This window comes from Aureisphaera galaxeae (assembly GCF_028561275.1).
GTDB classification, from domain to species: Bacteria; Bacteroidota; Bacteroidia; order Flavobacteriales; family Flavobacteriaceae; genus Aureisphaera; species Aureisphaera galaxeae.
The window spans coordinates 474,422-498,123 of the sequence record NZ_JAQQTF010000004.1 but is presented as its reverse complement, the minus strand read 5'-3'; the positions used below and the strand labels follow the sequence as shown (position 1 = coordinate 498,123).

Genomic DNA, 23,702 nt, shown 5'->3' with positions numbered 1-23,702 from the left:
ACTGGCAGGCACGGGGTTCGGAGTTAATTCTCCTTTCACCTCTTACTCCTCACCTTGCACCCTATTTTAATTTTCCTTTAGCGCACTACCCAACGCCTCACTACCTCCTACAATGGGTAAATTCAATGTTGTTGCATCTAAATCGATGGTTAATTCGGTTCCGGGATCGGGATGCAACGTAAATTCTTTGTCGCTCGAAAAAATCATAAGCCCAATTTGTTGCCCTTTTTTAATAACCTGATCATCTGGCATTAAATCGAACGTTACCTGATAGAATTTCCCCTTCTTTAAGGGTTTCCCTTTTCGTATGGACTTGTGATTTTGTGGATCGGCCCAGCCGCGGGTTATGATATTGTCCGTTATTTTGACTTTACTTCCATCATTCCAAGGTAGCGAAACCAACCAAACTGAAAGGTTTGCAGCCGCCTTGCTGCTCGCTAATTTAATAGAGACTTTGGGTGTGCCCGATATATGAACATCTTCTGTTAATGTAGGTGTTACATATAATAATCTATGATTACTAGTTTCAGCTTGTGCCAATTCGCCACCGGAATAAGAAAAATCGTCAACCACTTTTTCTGTTCCCTGACTTTTCCCTTTTTCAGTGCCTAAACCTCCGGTATCAGGAGCGCCCGAGCTTAGGTACAGCGTTACATCTTTCGCTTCTGGGTTGGGATAGTCCTTATACGGAGTCGGATTTTTCATGTTATCATTTTCACGCACAATCCATGCGCGTGCATCCTTTTCCACCCCATTTTCTATACCATGTAAATAGCGCGTAAACCATCGGTTCATCATCTTCATAGGCGGTGGGCCTCCATGTCCTTGTTGGTGATAATATATTTGAGAAGGTATCCCTTTGGCCCTAGCAGCTTCATAAATTCTATAACTGTGCTCTGGCATTACATTCCAATCATTGAACCCATGTGCCATAAGTAAAGCCGCTTTCATGGGGCCCATCTCATTTAAGTAGTCACGTCCCTCCCAGAAGTCGTTATAGTCTCCTGTAATTCTATCCATCCCATTTTTCATTTCGGTATCCCTTACGGTTTTATTATTGTAAGCACGTTTCGACTCATCGCCACTATGAATAAAGTCGTACAGTACGTCAATATCTTCTCCTAAATATCCACCAGGAGATCGCACCAATCCGTTGGATCGATAATAATGATAATACGACGTATTAGGAGCGATGGGGATGATGGCTTCCAGTCCATCAACACCTGTGGTGGCTGCCGCCAAAGGAAGGGTTCCATTATAGGATGTCCCCGTCATTCCAATTTTCCCGGTTGACCAAAATGCCTCAACTTTTTCATTACCATCGGGAGTCGTATATCCCGGTATACGCCCACATAACCAATCGATTACCGCTTTGGGAGCCAATGATTCGTTGTCGCCTCCTACCGTAGGTGCACCTTGCGAAAGTCCGGTTCCGGGAGATGAGGAGTGCACTACGATGTACCCTCTTGGCACCCATGTTTTTATATGGGAATTTGAAATGATGGGTCGCTCTCCTCTTCGGACGACCTCTGGATGTACGCGTTGTTCTTTTGCTTCCGCTCCAAGTTCATGCCTTACATCCCAAAATAAACCCTTTACATTTCCCGCTACTCCTGCAAAATAAGGGCTAGTAACATATACAACGGGTAATTTAAGTCCTTCTGTCTCTGTTTGCTGTGGTCTAGTGACCGAGACGTGCATCCTATCCATTTTTCCATCACCATCGGTATCGAACTCCGTTTCCACCCATAGATCATGTCTAATCCATTCTTCTGAATCTTCGAATGCAGATACAATTTGAGCTTCCCCATTTTCGAAAACAGGAACCGCTTTTTCTGCTTGCGCATTTACTGAAAGTAGCGGAGTAATGAGTAGGGATGCGAGTAGCGTAAATTTGATGAGTCTCATGATATGTTTGGTCTTTGTTATTTCTAATTCTATGGAAGCCCTAAGATAACAAAACCCTTTTGCTTTTCACTTCAATTGATTGTTGGATTGTTGGATGGTTGGATGGACAACAAGTACACTTATCACCCATCGCCCTTCACCCGTCACTCATCACGATTAAAAACCAAACTTTAGGGAAGTATATCTATAGTTGGGCCGGTAGGTGGTAGACGCTAACAGAGCTCCTCAATGATATCTTGCAGCACTATTTTCCCAATCTCAATAAACGCATCTTTCCATTCCATATTCTTTTTCTCGGCGTAAAGAAGTATCTGTCGAGGCCAACCTTGATTTGAACCATAAAGATCATACCTGGATTCCAAATACTCCTTTAGTCCTGAAGTGAAAGTTTTACTCCCAATGCCCGCCTCAAATCCATGAATAAAAGAAACGATTGAGGTTTCGTTTACTGGATGTATCCACATGGAAGTTTTGGTAAGAAAATGTTCTAAGGTTTCAATTTCTCTAGTATTCATATCGAATAGCGTTTGCTTTACTAAATGTAATTAATAAGAAAAATTCATACTCTTACAGAAGCACTAAACAGAATCTTGCGCTTGTGAGGGTTGACCCTTAGTTTTCTGAAAGCCATTGGGCTGTATATCGAGCATCCACTACGCTATCGTAAGTCGCATAATAAGCCCGATTTCCAAATTTAACGAATGACCATTGTTCAATCTCCGATTCCGATGTAAGTTCTTTAGGAATCATATGAGGAAAGGCTTGATTCATTGCATGAGAATTGATCAGGAAATGCACATCATTTTCTGCCTCGGTTCCAGTAAACATATTATCGAACCTTATTTCGGATATGACCAGACTGTTTTCCGAAATGGAGAATTTTGCTTTGTAGATCAATATTCCATCCCAACTTCGAGAAAAGAAAAGGTAATCATTGTAGGCATAAATATCCCATTTACAATCCATGGAGTCCGCTTTAAATGCAATTCCTTCAAGTTGTTTTCCATTGTGCGGATATTCAAGGTTTGTTGAAACCTGATCAAATTCTGAAGTATCAAAATCAATAAGTTCCTTTCCTATTGAATTTCTCAACTCATTAAACTTTAAGGCGATGGCTTTTGATTTGGTAAACGCCATTGTATTTCTTGTGTAGTCACTAACATCCAGAACTTTTTTATTAAATGGATTGTCCTTATCCCCTACTTCATACCAAATGGAAGATGGCTCCTTCGTATCGGTTTTGAGAATCTCGGAATCTCGCTTTTCTTTTTTCTTTTTAAACCATTTAAACATAGTTGGAATAATTACTTAAATAATGAGTGCAAGCGTGGAGAAATGGCACAGCTTCTATTACTAAGATAACAAAACCCTTTTGCTTTTCAGTTCAATTGATTGTCGGGTGATTGGATTGTTGAATTGTTGGACAGGTAGATAATAATGAACCCGCAGACTTGCACCAATCAGCTCTCACTCCTAACTTCTGTAAACGACTCTTCGATACACTTAAAACTCCGTTTTAAGCACTCAGAGTCCAGCTTATTCTAACTTCTCACTCATCACTATTAAAAACGGAAGCACCCTTCTGAGATAGGCTATAGTAAAGGTCTATGTAACTTGGTTTTATTCTAACTTTAAAATGTTCCCAGCGTGCATAACTTTTGATTTACCTTCATATCTGGCTTCGTACGAATAAAAGTTTGCCCCGGCTATTTTTATTTCTATGATTAAAGGTATGGTATCGTTTGGCGTACTATATTTTTCTTGGTACACTTTATTAGCAGAAAGGAACTTTAATCTAAAAGAACATTCGGTAATCCATTCAATGGATTGTATGATTTCTATTCCATACTTTTCATCTCTTTCAATTTGAACACTATCATTTCTGATAATCCTATAAGTTTCATCATCTATTTCCCCATCTACGGCTCTAAAAACACCATTTTTAAAGTTCTCGCATGAACTATTTTGGGTAAAACCATAAGCTGATTGAAGGACAAAAATTAAGAATAGTACTTTTTTCATTTATAGATTAGCTATCATATTTGTAGTTTATTGTTCGGGCCTGAGCTTTTCTATAATCGCTGTACTCACCCAATAAATATCTTGATTACTCGTATAAAAAAGGTATTTCCCATCTTTAGTAACAAAAGGGCAATACTCATAATGTTCAGTATTTATTTCTTCCCCCATATTAACAGCTCGGCTCCATGTATTGTTAGCATTCTTAAAGCTTATATATAAATCGCCTCTCCCAAAACCATTGTCACGAGTAGAACAGAAAATCATATAGGATTCGTCTGGTGAAATAAAAACGTCCGCTTCATAATCCTCTGTGTTAATTGAATCACCCAGGACAACGGGCTTTTGAAATTTGCCATCTATTAGTTTAGAATAATATATGTCATAATCCGGCTCCTCCTTCTGTTCTTCGGCATGTCCATTAGACGAAAAATACATGGTGCCATCTTTGGTAAATGAAATATAATATTCATTCCCTTCTGTATTAATATTTAATCCTGCATTAATGGGTTCTGACCATCCATTATTCGTTCTCTCAACATACCATATATCAACATCTTTTATTTTACCCTTTCCATCTAAAGCTCTTTTGGAAATAAAATACAATCTATTCTCATCATTGGAAAGGAATGGGTCGTTATAGCTATATCGTTCATGGGTAATAATAGTTACTGGTTTGGTCCATTGATTTGCTACCATTTTGGAGAAGCGAATTTCATTTCTGCCGCCAACATCTACGCCAAAATAAAATTCTGTTCCCTCTGTATTGAAGACCGAACCGAATTCTTGTTCTTCCGTTGAAATGAAATTTGGGGCAAACATCTTAGGCGTTGTTTCAGGTACTTCCTGCCCCATATATTCTCCCTTCATTTCGAATTTACGTACTAGGTTTACATCCGCTCCTTGAGAAAGCAGCAACTCATACATAGCATCGGCATTTATTCTTTCCGAAATTTCCAATGCCGTACTACCTCTTTCATTTTTGATGTTTAAGTCGATTCCGCTAGCGATCAATTTTTCCGTAAGTGTTTTGTTTCTGTTCAATACCGCTAGTTCAAGAAGTGATGCGCCATAATTAGACCGCCAATCACTGGAGGATTGTAATTGTATTAAATAATCGAAATACTCCAAATTGTTGAATTGAACTGCAACGTGCAATGGTGTTTTTTCTTGATTATCTGTTCCATTAATATTTATATCCTTTTCAATTAGATAATCAAAAACCTCCTTTTTCTTGCAGGCAACAGCCCAATGCAATAGAGACCTACCACGATTATCCTTTACGTTAATTGTAGTATTCGTGAGCATACTATCTAACCTCACTAAATTACCATTGCAAGCAGTTCGGTGTATATTTTGGGCATACACATTGTGGTGAAGTGCAAAATAGAATGTAATTAGTAATACTATTCTCATTTTCGTCTTATTGCAGGTTACGGTGTAGTTTATGGGTTGGGTCTTAGTTTTTCTATAACTTCTGTGCTTACCCAATAGATATCTGCCAGCCCGGGTTCTATATCCCTTTCATCCCTACCAAAAAACAAATACGTACCATCTGGAGTGATTCTTGGACCTTTTTCATTACGATTCGTGTTTACGGTATTCCCCAGATTAATGGGGTTGGACCATATTCCGTCTTCCGCTTTAAAATAAACATACATATCATTATCATCTCTTCCCTCCTCTTCATTGTTCCGTGCGGTTAGTATTATGTAATCTTGAGCTGGGGAAATGAAAGCATGATGGCCAAATTCCAACGGAACTTCCTGTACTTCGGGAAACGCACCATTTTTATTGGGTGCATAATAGGTTTTGAATTTTGACAAATTGAAATAATAAAGGTCCCCGTTTTTAGACTGATTAGGAAAAAATACCAGGTCATCATTTACAGGTGAATCAAGCTGAACAGCATCACTCCAAGAATCTGCTAAACGGTCCACATACCAAATTTTCTCATCCACAAAAGCAGAGTCCATAGCTGTGAAATAAATCCTTTTACCATCGGGGCTCACAAAGGGATGCATTTCTTCCTTCTTTTTCCCATTCGTAAAATTCACTTTTTTTATGGCGGTCCATGTATCACCTTCGAGTTTTGAGAAATAGATAACTGTTTCATCTTCTTCATTGTTAGCTGCGAAGTAAATTTCTGTCAACTCGGGAGAAAATGAAACGGTGCCTTCAAACCTTCCATCAATTGAAACGACACCAGGAGCAAAAACCTCTGGAGTTAAACCGGGTGGTTTTTGTCCAAAATAGGAACCTTCTATCGTGGCTGACTCACCACCCTTTACCTCCTTTTTATTGGTGTTACATGCCTGTAAGAAGACTGCAAATGCTAGTACTGTAAAAATCGAGATGCTATTTTTCATTGTCTACGTTTCAAAAGGTTTGATAACGACATTGTGGCTAGTTTTTCTTTTTAATGATTTTTACAATTCGGTTAATTGTAATTTCCGATAAATTCCATTCATAGCCATTAAAATCTGTTGTGTTAATAAATTGAACCACTACCGCATCAATATCCCTGTGATATTCTGAAAGACTTTGATAGCCAATGACCAAACCTCCATGATTGTATTCGTAGGGATAGATTTCCTGTTCGCCTTCTTCAAATACCGAACCATCGTTCAAGGCCCTTAAGAATATGCCCACATCTTGTGCTGTGGCTAACATTCCATATTCATTAGCTTTAAAGTCTTCATCATAACCCACATAATATCCACTCATAACATCATCTAAATTGACTTCAGTAATTGAAAAAAAAGTATTTTTAAGCTCTAGGGGTATCAATATTTTCTCTTTGATGTACTCATGGTGGTTATATCCTAGTACATCATCCATAATCCTGCGAAGCAATAAATAATTCGTGTTTGAATATTCATAACCTTTGTCGGGTTTAAAACTAGCCGGTAAATCGAGGGCAAAATCAAGGGCATCTTTACTGTTTTCCTGCTCATTTTCCCAAAAAGCGGGATTATCTGTAAAATTGGGAATTCCGGACCGATGTTGCACCATCATCTTCAAGGTAATCTTCTCTGCATTTTCAATTCTACCTACAAGTTCTGGGAAATAATCCGCAAGCGTTTCATCTAAAGACAAACGCTTTTCTTTGACCATTTTAGTGATAGCAACGGCCGTATATAACTTGCTAATACTCGCAATTTTGAATAGTGAATTTGGGTCGGCCGGTATTTTGTTCTCTCTATCTTTCCAACCACCTGTATAAAATGCGGGTGGTTTTCCTGCTTCGTCCACATAAACAATCATGCCGTCAAATCCATGTCCAATGGCCTCATCCACTTGTTCTTGAACTGTATCGGGTAGCGGTAAAATCCAAGCCTTTACCAAAATCCATGGCACAAAAAACAGGGATATTGCTGTTCCAACGAACAACAAAATGCGTAAAATCCACTTGGCTTTTTTATTTTTTATCATTTTCTCTTTTAGTCTGTGGCTATGGCATCTATTTCTGCTATAATTAGATCCCCCAGTTCCGTTAATTGCTTGTACTGTTCGATCATCGTATCAAATTGCCATGCTGCCAAACTAATAACATTTCTATATGCTGGTTTGGCTGTATATTCAAGGAATGCTTGGTCATATTCGGACTGAGATGTGGCTTTTGTTGCTAAGGAATCTAATGGCATAAATGCAGAAGCCAAAATAAGGGATCTATCGAATTGAGTGTCGAGAAAATTCTCTTGGTGCACTGTATATTGATTATAACTCCTCTCATTTTCTGCGATAATATCCACTAAACCGTGATATTTGGCCAAAAGTGAATCGAGTTTGGTATTGTTTATTTTACCATAATATTCAGAATTTTTCAATGATTCATACCCTCCTGAATTCGGTTTGAAATAGAAATCGACAAAAGCAGAACCACTTATCTTGAATAAAAAAAGATTGTCATTTTCGGTCTTATCTAAGATACTATTTCGTGCTTTTTTACAGATGTCGGCAATTTGTTTTCTTCCTTCCGATAATGCTTCTAACTGTTCTATATCTTCCTTTGTATGGGATTTAATCTTTATCAAATATTCATTCAAGGATTCTTTGTCTTTTATGGACTGATTCCAATTATTTATCTGAAGTGCAATTAAAATCCCGATGACTACCAGTATGATTTCTCCTAAAGCATACTTTAGATACTGAATTTTTTTATTGTCCAAAATCAGCTTACGTCTTACTTGATTAAAGAACCTCATACTATGATTTTAAATGGCTCATAACGGTCGCGGTTCTGCCAGAGGCAGACAGGTACGCGTAGTTGTTTGTACTAAGATAGCCAAACTTGGGGAAGTATCTGTCTGAGAAGGGAGCCAGCGGGGGAGCCACTGACTACTATCTATAATGATTGATCTTGGATATTTTTATTTTCAATCTTTTCAAATTTGAATCCAATTTTTTGGCTGTTATATGTCTTCTTTTTCTTCTAACCATTTCCTGTAATTGAACAATATTTGAATCTTGCTCTGGTGACTTGGGACCTAGAATAACTTCTGACAATTGAATTGGGAAAGCGCTGTTGTTTAATTGAAAATCAATAAATGGATTTATAATCGAATGGGAATACGTTTTTACCCAATTCGAATTTAATGGATTAAGACTTGGATCTTCTATGACCAACAGCCTTACTTCTTCCTCTATGGCATAATCATAAGGCTTAAAAAAATGTTTCCACAATCCAATATTTCTAAATTCGAAGGTAAATCCAGTAAGAATTTCCACGCCTTCTCTTATGTGTTTCAAAAAGTCAAGCTCAGGATGATTACCATTGTGATCGGCATACTTTACCCTTTGAATAAGTACTTTATCATTGAGATTTTCCTTTTTAATATCAAAAATCAGGCACACACCGGTTCCATCATCACCGTACAACCTCCACAATGTTAACTCATCTTTTCTTGATATTCGAGAACAGGATGTAATATATCTCTTATTAAGTGCGATTACTGTGTTGTGGTGCATTTTAGAAAGGGGGCGTTCAACTCCATTGAGATAATTATCAACATAATTAACTTCAGATTTGTCATTCATACCTACCAATCCGTTCATTCGAAAAGAAATGAAGTTGAGCATGCTAAACAAAGTATCTAGAGTCGTATATCTGCAAATCTTTGTTTCTAAAAAGTCTCCAAAGATTTTATTGAAAAATTGATTCTCAAAAGACTTTATATTCTGCAACCTGTCATCAAAATAAAAAGAGTTCCTGTTTGAGTCAAATTTGATTTTATTTATGATTTTTTCTTCCTGAAGAAATTTGGAAATTTCCAAATTTTGAGATAAATGAATTCCTGCAGATTCTTTTATTATTGATAAGATTTGCCACTTTGTTCTTTGACTTATTCTTACATTTTTAACTTTAGTTATTCTTTCTATTATTCCATCAAAGTCTGATTCAATAAAATCATTTTCTTTTTCATTCCTATCATAAATGAAAAACAAAGAATTATCCGTTACAATACCGAATCGGGCATTTGTGATTGAAAGAGAAGACCTTACTTGGTCAGTAGCTCTGGCAAGAGTGTTTTTACTAGCTAAAGAACTTTTTATTTCAAAGACTACATGGGGATTTTTACCTTTATAGATAACTATATCAAACCATCTTGTCAATCTCGATGTTTTCCATTTATCCTGACTTACAACTTTAAGCCCAACATCTATAAGACTCTCTTGAAGTCTAGTAAGTATGATGTTCTCTATTTCCGATTCTTTGGTGCTCATTTAACCTACAATTTGCACTAAGATAACCAAACCACATCTATTATTCCTTGCGGAAAACAGTTATCACCAACCGTTCCTTCCCCTGCTCCACTTGTATTTCCATGCCAATCTCAAAACCGAGTTCCTGCAGCCAAATGCCCTCCAACCGGATCTCGGGAACCACTAGGTTGTCCCACTCCCTCCTACGGAATTTCTGGTAGACTTTTAGTTTGCGGTGTTGGTTCATTAATTAAATGTTCGTTATTCCGAACACAAGGTATAAATAATTTGCAGAAATTCGGTATAGTGAACACGAAAGAAGCGAAATATTTTAAAAAATTGGGTGCTCGAATTAAACACCTACGTGAAGAAAAAGGCATTGACCAAAAATCCTTTGCCTTCGATTGTGGTATTGGAAGAACTCAACTATATATGATAGAAAACGGGAAAACCAATCCTCGTTTATTGACCCTTATGAAAATTGCGGATGGATTCGGGGTTTCGGTTCGGGAACTTTTGGAGATTCCCCATAATTACCTGTAATGATTTAATGTGCAGACAATTCTTAAGGTTAAAAACTCTTATTATTTAAATTTCAAAAAAAAAAAAATCAGATGTTATTTTTTAACTAGATTTTAAAGGCATTATTTATAGCGAATAATTACAAAATCTCTATTTCAGTAGCAAATTTAGTATCAATTAGCATTGTCGGGACGAAACGAACTTTTCTCCCTGGATAGATTTTCTTGCTAACGTCACTTTCAATTATGAATTCAGACGTGAAGAAATAATCGACAGAATCTTCTCCTTTTATGTAGCCTTTACCCTTAATAACAACGTCGAAAATTTCTCCTTCAAGTTTATTGGGAATCTGGCTTTGAGCTAAGATTTCTTGATTGATATTTGTAATTCGAGAAATCCAACTACCCTCTTTCAAAGTTCTTTTTTTATTTATTTTTTCAGTACCACTAATATAATGAGTTGGGATATCATTATAAACACAATATGAATAATCAAATTCATAAGTTGTTCCCTTTCTACCTGACCCTGCATCAACAACTTTCACTAAATTAAATTCCTGTGACCTATTCATGTATTTGTACAATAACTGTGCGTTGTAAGGAAATTTAAATCTATAAGTGCTTCTATTTTTACACACCTTGCCGAGGTTGAACAAATACTCCTTATCAAGTGTGGAATAACTGTTTAAAATATCTTCGCAATGTTTCTTTAAAGCGGTGACTGCATCCAAATACTCAACTTTATTCAAACCCTTATTTCGCTTATAGGACTCATTCATTGCGGAGTCCAACAATTGTATAAGTCTCCGATAATTTCCTCCAGATCCATTAATCAATTCTTCAATTGTATCACCATTGGATATATCTTTACATTCGAATACCTCTTCTATTTTAATCTGTTCAGATTCAAAATCTATATTCAGGTAATTTTTTATTATTGACTCAACTTTGGTTCTATAAGTAGTGTATTTTTCCAATGACTCAATACTTTCCTCCAAAACAACAATATCACCATATCTAGTCTCGGTTAGTATATCAGAATATGAATTTGGATATACCGCTACTTTAGTTCTTATATATTCACTGGTTCGTAATTGATTCATGAAGACTTCAAAAAAGGATTCTGTACTTTCTTCTCCTTTACGAAAGAATTTTTTGTCTAATGACCCCGCTTCATCAATTAATAGTAAGATTTTCCCACCAGTATCTTTTAATAAGGTTTCAAAAGCCAATGTTACATCATTTATCCCAGGATTTCTTTTTGATTTTATCTCTACAACTTCGTTTTTCGTAAAATTCGCAGATGCTTCTAGGAAAGAATAAGATAACTTACTTTGAATACCGAACTCAATATTCAATTTCTTAATATACTCTTCCGAACCAAGTTCCAATAATTGTTGTGAAGTTGCTCTTATTTTTTCCTCAAAGTATAAATCATCCTTAACTTTTTTCATGCCTTCATGAATGTTAGCCATAGACTTAGCATCTTGAAGTGTTAGATAAATTGATGAAAGTTCCTCGATTATTTTGATTATCAGGCTCCTATAAATATTAGAAGGCTCCGTAATGTGCTGAAAATCACTAAGCTTTATAAAAACTGGAAGTATTAATTCTTGTTTTTCTAAGATATTTGGTACTAAATTGAAAAGGTAAAAAGCGTAATTAGCTCTTAAATACATTGTTTTACCCGATCCCATTCTTCCTTTTATAATAGAATTTTCAAAATCAAAAGGAGAACTTAGTCCACTTATTGGGTTGACGAAAAGGGAAAGTACGTCACTTAAATTATACTCATCCGCATTTCTAGTCTTAAAAGGTCGTTTCTTAAAAATTTCTATCATAAATGGTATTGTACACAAAAACTTAATTATACTGAAGCATAAAACTGTAAGTTATACTTTCTTGTAATTTAAAAAATTGGGGAGTATTCAAATATAATCAAATCTTGTATTTATAGATTATTCATCCCCAAAACAACCGCTCCCTTCAGGTGATTTTGAACAATTTATTCTATAACTACGTTCTCTTGAGAAAGTGCTATGAGAAGTTTAGAGATAATGACTATTCCTCAAGGATTTCAATTTTATAATCTTTTACATTTCTTGATTTTGTATCAAAAGCAACTCCGACTAGCACAATTTCCTTTGTTGACAAAAGAAATCTTTCATAATACTTCTTCTCCTTTATCTGTGATAATGCCTCATTAGAATCTCTTAACTTAAATTCCATAATGTATATGTACTTTTGGACTTCAATAACCGCATCGATTCGCCCATTGTTTGTTTCCAGTTCAGAATATATTTTCATCCCAATTAAATCCAAAATAATCTGAATGTATCCATGAAAATAACTTTCTTGAACCTTAATATTGTATGATAATCCAGCAAAGATCGAACGGAATGTATTAATAAACTTATCCATATCATTTTCTTCCAAAGAATATTTCAATATATCAAGTTTATCTCTTTTGAAATGATTCAATTCGCTAGAATGATGATTGAACGACCTCCTTAGTCTATGGAAAAAATCAACAACTTCACATTCATTTAATGGAAGTGGTTTGCTTAAGTAATCTAAGGCAAGGTTATCACGAAGCAATCTGACTTTATCATTCATTTCCGGATACGCAGTAAATAAAATGATTTTCAAGTTTGGATTTATTTTTCCTAACTGCTCCAAAAATAGTATCCCTTCCTTTGGATTGCCTGGAAAATCTACATCTAGCAAAATATTATCTGAAAAACCGCTTAAAACCTGCTTTAACGCTTCGGAAATAGTTGAACACTTTATAATGTCGAAACCGTATTCATTAAATAAGTATTCAGATTTATTCAATAATGTTATATCGTCATCAACCCAAATTACCTTAATTTTTTTCATTAGACTTAGGAATTATGATAGTAACTGTTGTTGATTTATTGACTTCAGAAGAAACATTAATTTTTCCTGAAAAATGATCTTCAACAACGAATTTCGCAACGGCCAAGCCAAATCCAGAACCTGGAGTATGCTTTGTAGAGTAAGTAATGTCAAAAATCTTGTCTATATTTTCTTTTGAGATGCCGATTCCATTATCAGTTATAGTTATTTTAATACTTTTATTAAAATCCAATACTGAAATATTAATCTCGTTTATTTTATTTTTTGCTATTCGTACAGACTCAAGAGAATTAAGAATTAAATTCAAAAATACATTAAGAAGCTTCCCTGGATTCCCAAATACTTTCAAATTTGGATTTGATTTTTCAAAGTTAATTCTGATTTTTTCCCTTTGAATCTTGGCTCTTAAAACATCAAGTACATCATTTACAATTTCATTTATCGAAAATATTTCTTTCTTGTCCGTTCGCGGTATAAGCATTTCTCTATATACTCGAAACATCTTATTCATTTCTTCTGCATTGTGAATTGTTGATTTAAGAATCGAAAGCAATTCTTCATTTTCATCAACAGACTTCAATTTATCATGAATATGGTATAGATCCACATTTATATAGTGGATAAGATGACCTAATTCATGAATAAAATTCATATCCATTTGTCTCATAATATGATAATTGTATTCCATTTAAGTTTTAATCCGTAAGTTATTTTGGAATATTATTGTTATTTACATTTTAATCCTGATCGACTTGATCTAATCTGTTATTGCTCAAAATAATAGTTAATAATATTCCTTGACTAGTCGTCATAATATTAATGGATGACGAGTAACGGTTATGACAATACTTGTTGTCCTTAGGTTATTACGAATTTGTCAAAATATTTTAGCTAAAATGCTATAGCTCTAGAAAAACCGGGGAGAACTCAAATATAATCAAATCCCTGAACAAAAGCCCCATAACAAAAAACCACCCCTTTCGAGGTGGTTTTCAATATCATATATGTTGTTACGCTTATTCTCCCATCGCGGCTGCGACATGGGCAGAAAGACGCTTGTAGGTTCCGTTTTCCAATCGCTCGCGGATGCCAGAGAAGGCATCTAAAGTCTGGTTAATGTCCTCCATAGTGTGAGAAGCCGTCGGAATCATACGTAATAAGATCAATCCCTTAGGGATTACCGGATATACCACGATAGAAGTAAATACTCCATAGTTTTCACGCAGGTCCTTTACCAAGGCCATCGCTTCTGGAATACTTCCTTTTAAGTATACCGGTGTTACACAACTCTGGGTGGTTCCCAAATCGAAACCACGCTCACGCAATCCGCCCTGTAGGGCATTTACGTTCTCCCAAAGCTTGTCCTTGTATTGAGTGCTGCTACGCATCATGTCCAGTCGCTTTAAAGCACCTTCTACCAACTGCATCTGCAATGACTTGGCGAACATCTGCGAACGTAGGTTGTACTTTAGGTAGTTCATGATCTCCTCGTCACCGGCAATAAAGGCTCCGGTACTGGCCATAGACTTTGCAAACGTAGCGAAGTACACGTCGATATCGTCCTGTACGCCTTGCTCCTCTCCTGCTCCAGCCCCTGTCTTACCAAGGGTTCCGAAACCGTGGGCATCGTCTACAAACAGACGGAAATTGTATTTTTTCTTAAGGGCAACGATTTCTTTCAATCTTCCCTGCTCTCCACGCATTCCAAATACCCCTTCAGAAATAAGAAGGATTCCCCCTCCGGTCTTCTGGGCTACCTTTTCGGCACGTCTCAGGTTCTTTTCGATACTTTCTATATCGTTGTGCTTATACGTAAAACGCTGTCCTAAATGCAAACGCACCCCGTCTATGATACAGGCGTGGGCATCTACGTCGTATACGATCACATCGTCCTTAGATACCAAAGCATCGATGGTAGAAACCATTCCTTGGTATCCGAAATTCAACAAATAAGCAGCTTCTTTGTGTACAAAGGCGGCCAATTCGTTCTGTAATTGTTCATGAAGATCGGTGTGTCCACTCATCATTCGGGCTCCCATAGGATAGGCCGAACCGTACTTGGCACCTGCTTCCGCATCTACCTTACGTACTTCTGGGTGGTTAGCAAAACCGAGATAATCATTTACACTCCAGGTAATTACTTCCTTTCCTCTAAATTTCATTCTATTGCCGATAGGGCCTTCCAATTTGGGGAAAACGAAGTAGCCTTCTGCTTGTTCAGCCCATTTACCCAACGGGCCTTTGTCTTTGTAAATCTTATCGAATAAGTCTCTCATCAATATTCATTTAATTCAAATACAAGTCGCAAAAATAGGTATTTTCCCTAGCATGGCAATGTTCTTGGGAGAGAAAGAAATCAACATTACTACAACAAAGGCATAAAAAAACCGCCAACTTTCGTCGGCGGCTCTATATTGAGGCAAAAATTTGCTATTTAACGTATTGTATGGACTGCTTGGCAGCTTCTTCTTCAGCATCCATAAAGCCTTGCTGCTGCATCCAAGCATCGTTGTATACTTTGCTCATATAACGGGATCCGTGATCGGGGAATATCACCACAACCACACTGTCCTTATCGAAAGCGCCTTCATCGCTCAATTGCTTGATTCCCTGCATGGCGGCGCCACTTGTATATCCCAAGAAAAGTCCTTCGGTTTTGGCCAATTCACGGGCCATAAGGGCACTTTCCTCATCGGTTACCTTGGTAAAGGAGTCGATAGTATCGAAATCGGTGGCACTTGGAATCAAATTCTTCCCTAAACCTTCAATACGGTAGGGATAGATCTCATCTTTGTCCAACTCACGGGTTTCGTGGTACTTTTGGATGACACTTCCGTAGGCATCGATCCCCAACACTTTAATATCAGGATTTTGCTCTTTTAGGAAACGCGCCGTACCAGAAATGGTACCTCCGGTTCCGCTACAGGCCACTAAATGGGTGATCTGCCCTGCGGTTTGTTCCCAAATCTCGGGACCGGTGCTATGGTAGTGGGCATCTATATTCAACTCGTTGAAATACTGATTGATATAGATAGAACCCGGGGTTTCTTTATGCAATCGCTTGGCTACTTCGTAATAGGACCTTGGATCGTCTGCAGCCACATGAGCAGGGCATACATGTACCTCGGCTCCCATGGTCTTTAGCATATCGATCTTGTCCGGTGAAGATTTAGAACTCACGGCCAAAACGCACTTATATCCCTTTAAGATACTTACCATAGCGATGCTAAATCCAGTATTACCGCTCGTGGTTTCAATAATGGTATCTCCGGGTTGTAAAAGGCCCTTCTTTTCGGCCTCTTCCAGTATGTATAGTGCAATTCTGTCCTTCGCAGAGTGCCCAGGATTAAAAGCTTCCACCTTTGCGTAAAAGTTTCCAGCCATTTTAGAAGTGATGCGGTTAAGTTGTATTAGGGGTGTATTTCCTATGAGTGCCAGCACACTTTCTTGGGCTTGTATGTTCTTCATAAAAGGAGTTTTAATTAAAAATCAAGGTTTTACCCTATCATTTAAATCGGGACAAAGTTACAGCAATTTTTTTAATTACTTCTCTATGCCCTCCATATCTAGGATGAAGGCATAATCCATCGCTACCTCCTTCAATGCCTCGAAACGTCCCGAAGCTCCTCCATGCCCTGCATCCATATTGGTCTGCAACAATAAGATGTTGTCGTCCTTCTTGGTATCGCGCAGTTTGGCGACCCATTTGGCGGGTTCCCAATACTGCACCTGAGAGTCGTGAAGCCCTGTAGTGACCAACATATTGGGGTATGCTTTGGCTTCAACGTTATCATACGGTGAATAAGATTTCATGTAATGATAATATTCGGCATCGTTCGGGTTCCCCCATTCGTCATATTCTCCGGTCGTTAACGGAATGTCATCATCCAACATAGTCGTTACCACATCTACAAAGGGAACAGCGGCCACAATACCGTTGTAAAGCTCTGGCGCCATGTTTACTACTGCACCCATGAGCAATCCTCCTGCAGAGCCTCCAGAGGCGTACAAATGCTTCGGAGAGGTGTATTTTTCTTCAATTAAGAACTTAGACACGTCTACAAAGTCGGTAAAGGTGTTCTTTTTCTTCAACAGCTTTCCGTTTTCATACCATTGTCTTCCTAGGTACTGTCCTCCCCTAACGTGGGCAATGGCGTAGATAAAGCCACGATCCAACAAGCTAAGGCGTACCGAAGAGAAATACGGGTCTATGGTAGATCCATACGATCCGTAAGCGTATTGCCAAACGGGATTGGAACCATCTTGCTTCATTCCCTTCTTATACACCAAAGAAACCGGGATTTTGGTACCGTCTTCGGCTGTAGCCCATACTCTTTTGGACTCATAATTCTCCTTATCGAACTTTCCGCCCAATACTTCGGTCTCCTTCTTCACCTCTTTTTCCTTGGTTTCCATGTTGAAATCGATCACGGAAGCCGGCGTAGTCAGTGAATTATAGCTATAGCGTAGGATATCCGTATCGAACTCGATATTCTGAATGGCATAGGCCGTATAGGTTTCATTATCGAAAGGCAAATAATAATCGGCGGCATCGTCCCAGCGTTTGATTCGGATTTCGTTCAATCCGTTCTTACGTTCGCTAATCACCAAATAATCCTTGAAAATTTCAACATCTTCCAACAGCACGTCTTCTCTGTGCCCAACTACTTCTTCCCAATTTTCCTTTTCGGTAGCCGTTTCAGGCGTTTTCATGAGTTTGAAGTTGGTCGCGCTGTCTTTATTGGTTACCATGTAGAAATGGTCCTCAAAATGCGAAATATTGTATTCCAATCCGCGGGTTCTTGGCTGAAAGACCTTAAACTCCCCTTCAGGGGTATCGGCATTCAAAATTCGGAATTCAGAAGTAAGCGTACTAAAACACCCAATGACCAAGTACTTTCTACTCTTGGTTTTGTAAACATAAGAACTAAAGGTTTCGTCCTTTTCTTCGTAGATCATCTCATCCTGATCGCTGTTCGTTCCCTTCACATGCTTAAAGATTCGGTGTGCACGCAGTGTTACCTCATCCTTACGGGTGTAGAACAGAGTTTTATTGTCATTGGCCCAGGTAGAGCTTCCCGTGGTTAACGGAATGGTTTCCTTCTGGATTTCTCCCGTTTCCAAGTTTTTTATGTGAATGGTGTACTTTCTTCTACTTAAGGTATCCACACCAAAAGCCACCCATTTATTGTCTGGACTTACATTGATTCCACGTAAATTGTAGTAAGAAAAATCCTTAGCCATGTCATTTACGTTGAAAAGAATTTCCTCTTCGGCATCCAAAGAACCCTTCTTTCTTGAATAGATGGGGTAATCCTTTCCGGTCTCGTAACGGGTTATGTAGAAGTACCCATTGTAGAAATACGGTACCGATTGGTCATCTTCCTTAATACGGCTTTTCATTTCCTCGAAGAGATCCTTCTGAAAGTCCTTCGTATGGGCCGTCATTTTCTCGTAGTAATCGTTCTCACGTTCCAAATAATCGATGACTTCTTCATTTTCCTTGTCATTGAGCCAATAGTAGTTGTCTACGCGCACGTCCCCGTGCTTTTCTAGGTTTTTGGCAATCTTATCGGCCTTAGGCGGTGTGAGTTTCATAGAAGTTTCGGATGTTTCTTTTTGTTTACAAGAAGCTGCAAAAATAAGGGATAGAACCGAAACTAGAATTATCTTTTTCATATGGAGCAATATGCGTTAATAATGGCCCAAAGTAGTAAATTTGTAGAAAATTTAAAACTCGAATTATGTTAGGAGACCTTATGGGAATGATGGGAAAACTGAAAGAAACCCAAGAAAAAGTAGAAGCCACAAAGAAACGACTGGATACAGTTTTGGTAGACGAAAGCAGCTCGGACGGCCTGCTAAAAGTAACACTCACGGCCAATAGAACGATAAAATCCATCACTATAGACGACAGCCTGCTCGAAGACAAAGAGCAATTGGAAGATTACCTAATCCTTACCCTAAATAAGGCCATAGAAAAGGCGACAAAAGTGAATGAAACCGAATTGGCAGCCGTTGCCAAGGAAGGTATGCCGAATATTCCGGGATTGGATATGTTTAAATAGGATGTCCTAGTTGTAGCCTACAATGTGCTTGTCTACAAAGTCGAAGTGGTGGCTGGTATCCTTGTAGCTATTAAAAGAACTATAGCTGGATAATTCGCCCAAGGCTTTTCCCTTGCTATTGGTCATCACCAACAAAGGAAAGGAACCGTTCTTGTTGTACTTGGCCATGATGGTCTTGTTATACGCACGTTGTTCTTCGGTAATGATATCCATTCTTCTGGGATAATCGATCATCACCAACACCATACTATTAGCACGTTCTGCAAAGGCTTCCGTTTCGAAAAAATCGGTCTTCAATGCCTTGCAGGGTGCACACCAATCACTTCCCGTAAAATAGATAAGAATGGGCTTTTTTTCTGCCTTTGAAACCTCCTTGGCCGCATCTAAGTTATAGAGCCAGTTGAGTTGAGAATCTTTTTGGGAAAATAGCTGGGTCGAAAGACCAACGAAAAATAGGAATACAAGAAGTCGCTTCATGAAGGATGGTTTTTTATAACCTACCATTATTTGTGCCAAAGATGCCAAAAAAAAAAGAATTCCCAAATATTTTGGGAATTCTTTAATTAGTTGATGGCTAATGCTTTATTCTTAGTTGTTAATCAAACGGAACTCAGTTCTACGGTTCGTAGCGTGCTCTCTTTCCGTACAAGAAACTCCGTCAGCACATCTGTTCTTAAGACGGTTCTCTCCAAATCCGTTAGCAACCAACAAACTGTTGTTGATTCCTTTGGACTGAAGGTAACGAACTACTGCCTGTGCTCTTCTTTCAGATAGGTCTTGGTTAGACGCTTTACTACCTCTAGAGTCGGTATGCGAAGCAATCTCCAATTTCACCCCTGGGTTCTGAGCCAATACAGGCATTAAGCGTGTATCGATAAGACTCTTGGCTTCTCTGGTAAGGGTAGCACTACCCAAGTTCCAGTTGATAGGAAGCGCTTGGTACTCTACCAACGCACACTCTACTTCTTTCCAAGTAGTAAGTCCACCCTTAGATTGAAGTACTTCCTTGGTTACGGTTTCGTACTCAGCAGGAACCGTTACTTCATTTACGCGGGCGTCGCTTACCAATTTGGTCACAGTAAGGGTCTTGCTTTCTCCTTTAACAGGCACTGCTACGGTAGAAGGAGGAGTTGTCATTATCGTTTTGCTGTAAGTCTTAGACTCAGAAGGAATTACTTCTTTACGAGTGGTCTCGTTAGAGTATACTGCTTTCTTCACGGTCTTTGTTTTCGCAGGAATTTCGATACGTGCTGTCGTAGGAGGTGTTACCATTACTTTACGAGTCATCGTCTTGGTTACTGCAGGAATGTCGATGATTCTAGTTGTAGGAGGCTTTACCATAACCGTTTTCTTAATGGTTTTGGTTTCTCCAGGAATGGCAATCGTTCTTGTAGAAGCAGGCTTCACAAGAATCGTCTTGGTATAAGAGCTCTGCCCACAGTTTCCAGCACCTCCGTTTTTATCACAATCGGAAGTCTTTACGAAAGACGCATCCTTTGCCAAACGCTGAACGCTTACCGTCGTATACTCTGCAGGGATCCCCTTATAACACCAGTATCTACAGTCGTTAGGGTCACTGGAAGCACACTCGGCAGCCGGCGTTTCGCTCATTTCCCAACGGGCCGTCTTAGGCTTAATCTCGATCGACTCGTAGTCGGCCGTGAAGCTAGCCGGGATGGTAGCAATGCTATTTCCGAACTCTCTCTTTACATAGGTAACAGTTTCGGTACCGTACTCGGCAGGAATTACCTCCAACTTTTCGGAAGGCTCCTTAACTGTGATCACCACATCGCGCGTTTCGTATACCGCAGGAACCACTTCTACTTTCTGGTAAGCAGGTTGCACTACTACCTCAAAAGTACGGTTCTCATAAACAGCAGGAACTACGCGAAGGCTGTAGCTGGCTTCTTCTACTACTACAGTTTCGGTTTCATTGCTTTTCACCGTAGGTACTTTAATAAGACGCTCGGAAGCTTCTTTGGTCTCTACACTAAAGGATTCTGTTCCATAAACAGCAGGAACAACACGTAGGTTTTGTGAGGGAACCTTAGACTCTACAGTCATGGTTTCTTTTTTGTAAACAGCTGGGACTACTGATAGTTTTTTATACGCAGGCGAAACCTCTATGGTAACGTTCTCGTTCACCCATACGTCTGGGGTCACACAGCGCACGTAACACTTCCCTGGCTCAGGGTTGGTTGGAAGGTCTTGCGCGGATGTAATGGTCAGTACAAAGCACGCAAGAACAAATAGAATAGATTTTTTCATTGTTGTCGATGTTTTAGTTTAACGTGTTAAAATTATGCAGTAAGCCACTTAAATATAGCAAATTAAGATTGCTTTTCGCCCAAAAGCACGCGATTTTCGACCAGATGTTTTCCTTTTTAGCTGAAATGTAAAATCACTGTAGTAGTTTTGAACCGTCCTTAAAATAGGATGGAAACTGACCCAAAAAGAAGGTTCCAAAATTGCTTGGAATGGGTTTTTTTCGGATATTTAAGGATCGTAACAAGTTTAACTACTAAATCTAAATCAAGCAATATGTTCGAATTAAAGAAAAGCGGTGATAAATTTCACTTCGTATTAAAGGCAGGAAACGGTCAGGTGATTCTATCCAGTCAAATGTATGCCTCCAAGTCTGGTGCCATGAACGGAATCGAGTCCGTTAAGACCAACTGCGGTAACGACGACTGCTGGGAGAGAAAGACTGCCAAGAATGGAAAATTCCACTTCAACCTAAAGTCCACCAACGGACAGATCATCGGTAGTAGCCAGATGTATGCTGGAGAGTCTGGAATGGAAAACGGTATCGACTCAGTTCGAAACAATGCTCCAGGTGCCGACGTAAAAGAAGTAGAGTAATATCCTACAGACCAAGCATAAAAAAAAGCTCCCATTGCAGGAGCTTTTTTTTATGCTTCATAGTCACCGAGCACTTCCAAAAAGTACTCGTGCATTTGTGGTGTATAGTCCAAATGGGTCACGATACGTAGTTTCCCCTGCCCCATGTTGCTAATCTTCACATTCTGCTGCAACAGGTCGTCCATAAACTTATCCTCATTCACGTGGCTCTCTAAATAGAAGATCACGATATTCGTTTCGGTGGGTTCTACCTCCTTTATGTAATCCTGTCCCTTTAAAACCAAAGCTATTTCCAACGCACGTTGATGGTCTTCGGCCAAACGTTCTATATGGTGGTCCAAGGCATAAATCCCTGCTGCCGCGACATAACCTATCTGTCGCATGCCGCCTCCCAGTACCTTGCGAACCCGCATGGCATTAGCCATAGCTTCGTTGGTTCCTAATAAAACAGTTCCTAGCGGTGCACCCAATCCTTTGCTCAAACAAATGGAGATGGTATCGAATATCCTTCCATAGCTGGTAGGGTCTTCGTTATTGGCTACTAAAGCATTCATGATACGTGCTCCGTCCATGTGGTATTTGAGGCCATGGATATCGCACACGGTTTTAATACGTTCCAATTCTGCAAAATCGTAGCAGGCCCCGCCTCCTTTATTAGTGGTATTCTCCACCGTTACCAAGGTTGTTAAGGGACTGTGATAAAAATCGGGAGGGTTTATGGCTGCTTCCACCTGCTCGGCATTCATCATACCTCTATGGCCATCGATGAGCTTGCAGGAAACGCCACTATTAAAGGAGACGCCTCCCCCTTCATAATTATATACATGGGCCCACTTATCGCAAATAAGTTGTTCCCCGGGTTGGGTGTGCAACTTTATCGCCGCTTGATTGGCCATACTTCCCGAAGGGAAGAACAGGCCTTGGTCCATGCCAAATAGATTGGCTAGGCGTTCTTCAAGCTCATTTACTGTGGGATCTTCTTTATAAACATCGTCGCCCACTTCTGCTCGGGACATGAATTCGAGCATTTCGGGTGTGGGTTTGGTTACCGTGTCACTTCGTAAGTCTATAATCATTTCTGGGGAAACCTATTTCTGTTTGTACTCTTGTCGTTTGTAATTGTGTTTTTCAATTTCCTTGTCCATAAGGGACTGAAACTGAATCAGCTTCAACTGTTGGTTGGCTTCGTAATTCAGGTTCTTTCCTTCTTCGGACGTATTTCCTATATCGAACAAATTGAATTCCTTTTTAGATACACCTTCAGCCATAGCCCATTGCAAAACGCGACTACAAGGCTGTACTGTTCTTCGTGCTGCAGGTTCATTTCCTCCCGAAGCACTTTTGTACTTCAACACCTCTTCTCCCATCATGGTTTTCCCATTCGCCATAAAAAACTCGTACGCGGCAGCGTCCTGTAAAGGAATGGAGTGGAACAATCCACAGTTGTCTATTTTCTTCAAAAACGTCTGATCTTCTTCTTTCCAAAGAATATAGGATTCCACATAGGTATCCTTGGTCACACACATTTTGCCATCATCGATCTTAAACATCTCAATCCTACCGGAACAAACATGCTGGGTCACCACATAATCGTTGATATTCCGTTCTGTCAATTTTTGGGTAAACTCGTCGGTTAGCCGATTTACATAGGCTCTATCGTTTTGGGCCTGTAAACCCATGGAGCCTATTACGCAAAGAAAAAGCAGTATGTATTTCATAAAGTGAAGTTGTGCAGCTG

Annotated in this window: 23 protein-coding genes; 3 read left to right on the top strand and 20 right to left on the bottom strand. The window is 38.9% G+C overall.

Annotation, left to right across the window (positions count from 1 at the left end; translation table 11 throughout):
- Positions 1-66 precede the first annotated feature (66 nt).
- From POV27_RS07345 to POV27_RS07300, 10 genes are all read right to left on the bottom strand, one after another.
- Positions 67-1,908 carry a Xaa-Pro dipeptidyl-peptidase gene (locus POV27_RS07345; protein ID WP_272862099.1) on the bottom strand — a complete coding sequence of 614 codons (1,842 nt, stop codon included), beginning with the start codon at positions 1,906-1,908 and terminating at the stop codon, positions 67-69.
- A gap of 212 nt (positions 1,909-2,120) precedes the next feature.
- Entirely contained in the window at positions 2,121-2,423 is a 303-nt protein-coding gene (locus POV27_RS07340; RefSeq protein ID WP_272862098.1) for a hypothetical protein, read from the bottom strand.
- Between the two features lie 97 nt (positions 2,424-2,520).
- Positions 2,521-3,201, bottom strand: coding sequence for a hypothetical protein (locus POV27_RS07335; protein ID WP_272862097.1), 681 nt, complete (start codon positions 3,199-3,201; stop codon positions 2,521-2,523).
- Between the two features lie 327 nt (positions 3,202-3,528).
- Positions 3,529-3,930 carry a hypothetical protein gene (locus POV27_RS07330; RefSeq protein WP_272862096.1) on the bottom strand — a complete coding sequence of 134 codons (402 nt, stop codon included), beginning with the start codon at positions 3,928-3,930 and terminating at the stop codon, positions 3,529-3,531.
- A 27-nt stretch (positions 3,931-3,957) separates the two neighbouring features.
- Positions 3,958-5,343 (bottom strand): ankyrin repeat domain-containing protein, encoded by a 1,386-nt coding sequence (locus POV27_RS07325; RefSeq protein ID WP_272862095.1) that lies wholly within the window; start codon positions 5,341-5,343, stop codon positions 3,958-3,960.
- 29 nt (positions 5,344-5,372) lie between these two features.
- Positions 5,373-6,296, bottom strand: coding sequence for a TolB family protein (locus POV27_RS07320; RefSeq protein ID WP_272862094.1), 924 nt, complete (start codon positions 6,294-6,296; stop codon positions 5,373-5,375).
- A gap of 37 nt (positions 6,297-6,333) precedes the next feature.
- Positions 6,334-7,362, bottom strand: a complete 1,029-nt coding sequence (locus POV27_RS07315; protein WP_272862093.1) for a serine hydrolase domain-containing protein — start codon at positions 7,360-7,362, stop codon at positions 6,334-6,336.
- 8 nt (positions 7,363-7,370) lie between these two features.
- Complete coding sequence (locus POV27_RS07310; protein ID WP_272862092.1) at positions 7,371-8,135, bottom strand: DUF6090 family protein; 765 nt, start codon at positions 8,133-8,135, stop codon at positions 7,371-7,373.
- A 136-nt stretch (positions 8,136-8,271) separates the two neighbouring features.
- Positions 8,272-9,654 (bottom strand): type I restriction enzyme HsdR N-terminal domain-containing protein, encoded by a 1,383-nt coding sequence (locus POV27_RS07305; RefSeq protein ID WP_272862091.1) that lies wholly within the window; start codon positions 9,652-9,654, stop codon positions 8,272-8,274.
- 40 nt (positions 9,655-9,694) lie between these two features.
- Positions 9,695-9,880, bottom strand: a complete 186-nt coding sequence (locus POV27_RS07300; RefSeq protein WP_272862090.1) for a SymE family type I addiction module toxin — start codon at positions 9,878-9,880, stop codon at positions 9,695-9,697.
- A 59-nt stretch (positions 9,881-9,939) separates the two neighbouring features.
- Here POV27_RS07300 and POV27_RS07295 point away from each other — a divergent pair, with 59 nt between their 5' ends.
- Positions 9,940-10,176, top strand: a complete 237-nt coding sequence (locus POV27_RS07295; RefSeq protein ID WP_272862089.1) for a helix-turn-helix domain-containing protein — start codon at positions 9,940-9,942, stop codon at positions 10,174-10,176.
- Positions 10,177-10,294: 118 nt separating this feature from the next.
- Here POV27_RS07295 and POV27_RS07290 read toward each other — a convergent pair whose 3' ends face one another.
- The 6 genes from POV27_RS07290 to POV27_RS07265 form a co-directional block, all read right to left on the bottom strand.
- Positions 10,295-11,995, bottom strand: coding sequence for a hypothetical protein (locus POV27_RS07290; protein ID WP_272862088.1), 1,701 nt, complete (start codon positions 11,993-11,995; stop codon positions 10,295-10,297).
- Positions 11,996-12,215: 220 nt separating this feature from the next.
- Positions 12,216-13,034: a PD-(D/E)XK nuclease domain-containing protein gene (locus POV27_RS07285; RefSeq protein ID WP_272862087.1), complete on the bottom strand. Its 819-nt coding sequence runs from the start codon at positions 13,032-13,034 to the stop codon at positions 12,216-12,218.
- Positions 13,021-13,701 (bottom strand): sensor histidine kinase, encoded by a 681-nt coding sequence (locus POV27_RS07280; RefSeq protein ID WP_272862086.1) that lies wholly within the window; start codon positions 13,699-13,701, stop codon positions 13,021-13,023. Before POV27_RS07280 ends, POV27_RS07285 begins: the two co-directional genes overlap by 14 nt.
- Before the next feature lie 349 nt (positions 13,702-14,050).
- The gene (locus POV27_RS07275) at positions 14,051-15,310 is read right to left on the bottom strand and encodes a cysteate-C-fatty acyltransferase (protein ID WP_272862085.1); all 1,260 of its coding nucleotides are present in this window, start codon (positions 15,308-15,310) and stop codon (positions 14,051-14,053) included.
- A gap of 154 nt (positions 15,311-15,464) precedes the next feature.
- Positions 15,465-16,502: a cysteate synthase gene (locus POV27_RS07270; protein WP_272862084.1), complete on the bottom strand. Its 1,038-nt coding sequence runs from the start codon at positions 16,500-16,502 to the stop codon at positions 15,465-15,467.
- A 75-nt stretch (positions 16,503-16,577) separates the two neighbouring features.
- Complete coding sequence (locus POV27_RS07265; RefSeq protein WP_272862083.1) at positions 16,578-18,713, bottom strand: S9 family peptidase; 2,136 nt, start codon at positions 18,711-18,713, stop codon at positions 16,578-16,580.
- 65 nt (positions 18,714-18,778) lie between these two features.
- Here POV27_RS07265 and POV27_RS07260 point away from each other — a divergent pair, with 65 nt between their 5' ends.
- On the top strand, positions 18,779-19,102 hold the full coding sequence (locus POV27_RS07260) for a YbaB/EbfC family nucleoid-associated protein (protein WP_272862082.1): 324 nt from the start codon (positions 18,779-18,781) through the stop codon (positions 19,100-19,102).
- Positions 19,103-19,108: 6 nt separating this feature from the next.
- On the opposite strand, the gene POV27_RS07255 is transcribed toward POV27_RS07260, so the two are convergent.
- Entirely contained in the window at positions 19,109-19,579 is a 471-nt protein-coding gene (locus tag POV27_RS07255) for a thioredoxin family protein (RefSeq protein WP_272862081.1), read from the bottom strand.
- A 111-nt stretch (positions 19,580-19,690) separates the two neighbouring features.
- Entirely contained in the window at positions 19,691-21,370 is a 1,680-nt protein-coding gene (locus tag POV27_RS20335; protein WP_419179935.1) for an OmpA family protein, read from the bottom strand.
- A 273-nt stretch (positions 21,371-21,643) separates the two neighbouring features.
- On the opposite strand from POV27_RS20335, the gene POV27_RS07245 reads away from it, so the two are divergent.
- Positions 21,644-21,964: a YegP family protein gene (locus POV27_RS07245; RefSeq protein ID WP_272862080.1), complete on the top strand. Its 321-nt coding sequence runs from the start codon at positions 21,644-21,646 to the stop codon at positions 21,962-21,964.
- Between the two features lie 50 nt (positions 21,965-22,014).
- Here POV27_RS07245 and POV27_RS07240 read toward each other — a convergent pair whose 3' ends face one another.
- Together POV27_RS07240 and POV27_RS07235 are read right to left on the bottom strand one after the other, a co-directional pair.
- Positions 22,015-23,040 carry a threonine aldolase family protein gene (locus tag POV27_RS07240; protein ID WP_272862079.1) on the bottom strand — a complete coding sequence of 342 codons (1,026 nt, stop codon included), beginning with the start codon at positions 23,038-23,040 and terminating at the stop codon, positions 22,015-22,017.
- Positions 23,041-23,052: 12 nt separating this feature from the next.
- The gene (locus POV27_RS07235; RefSeq protein ID WP_272862078.1) at positions 23,053-23,682 is read right to left on the bottom strand and encodes a hypothetical protein; all 630 of its coding nucleotides are present in this window, start codon (positions 23,680-23,682) and stop codon (positions 23,053-23,055) included.
- Positions 23,683-23,702: the final 20 nt, after the last annotated feature.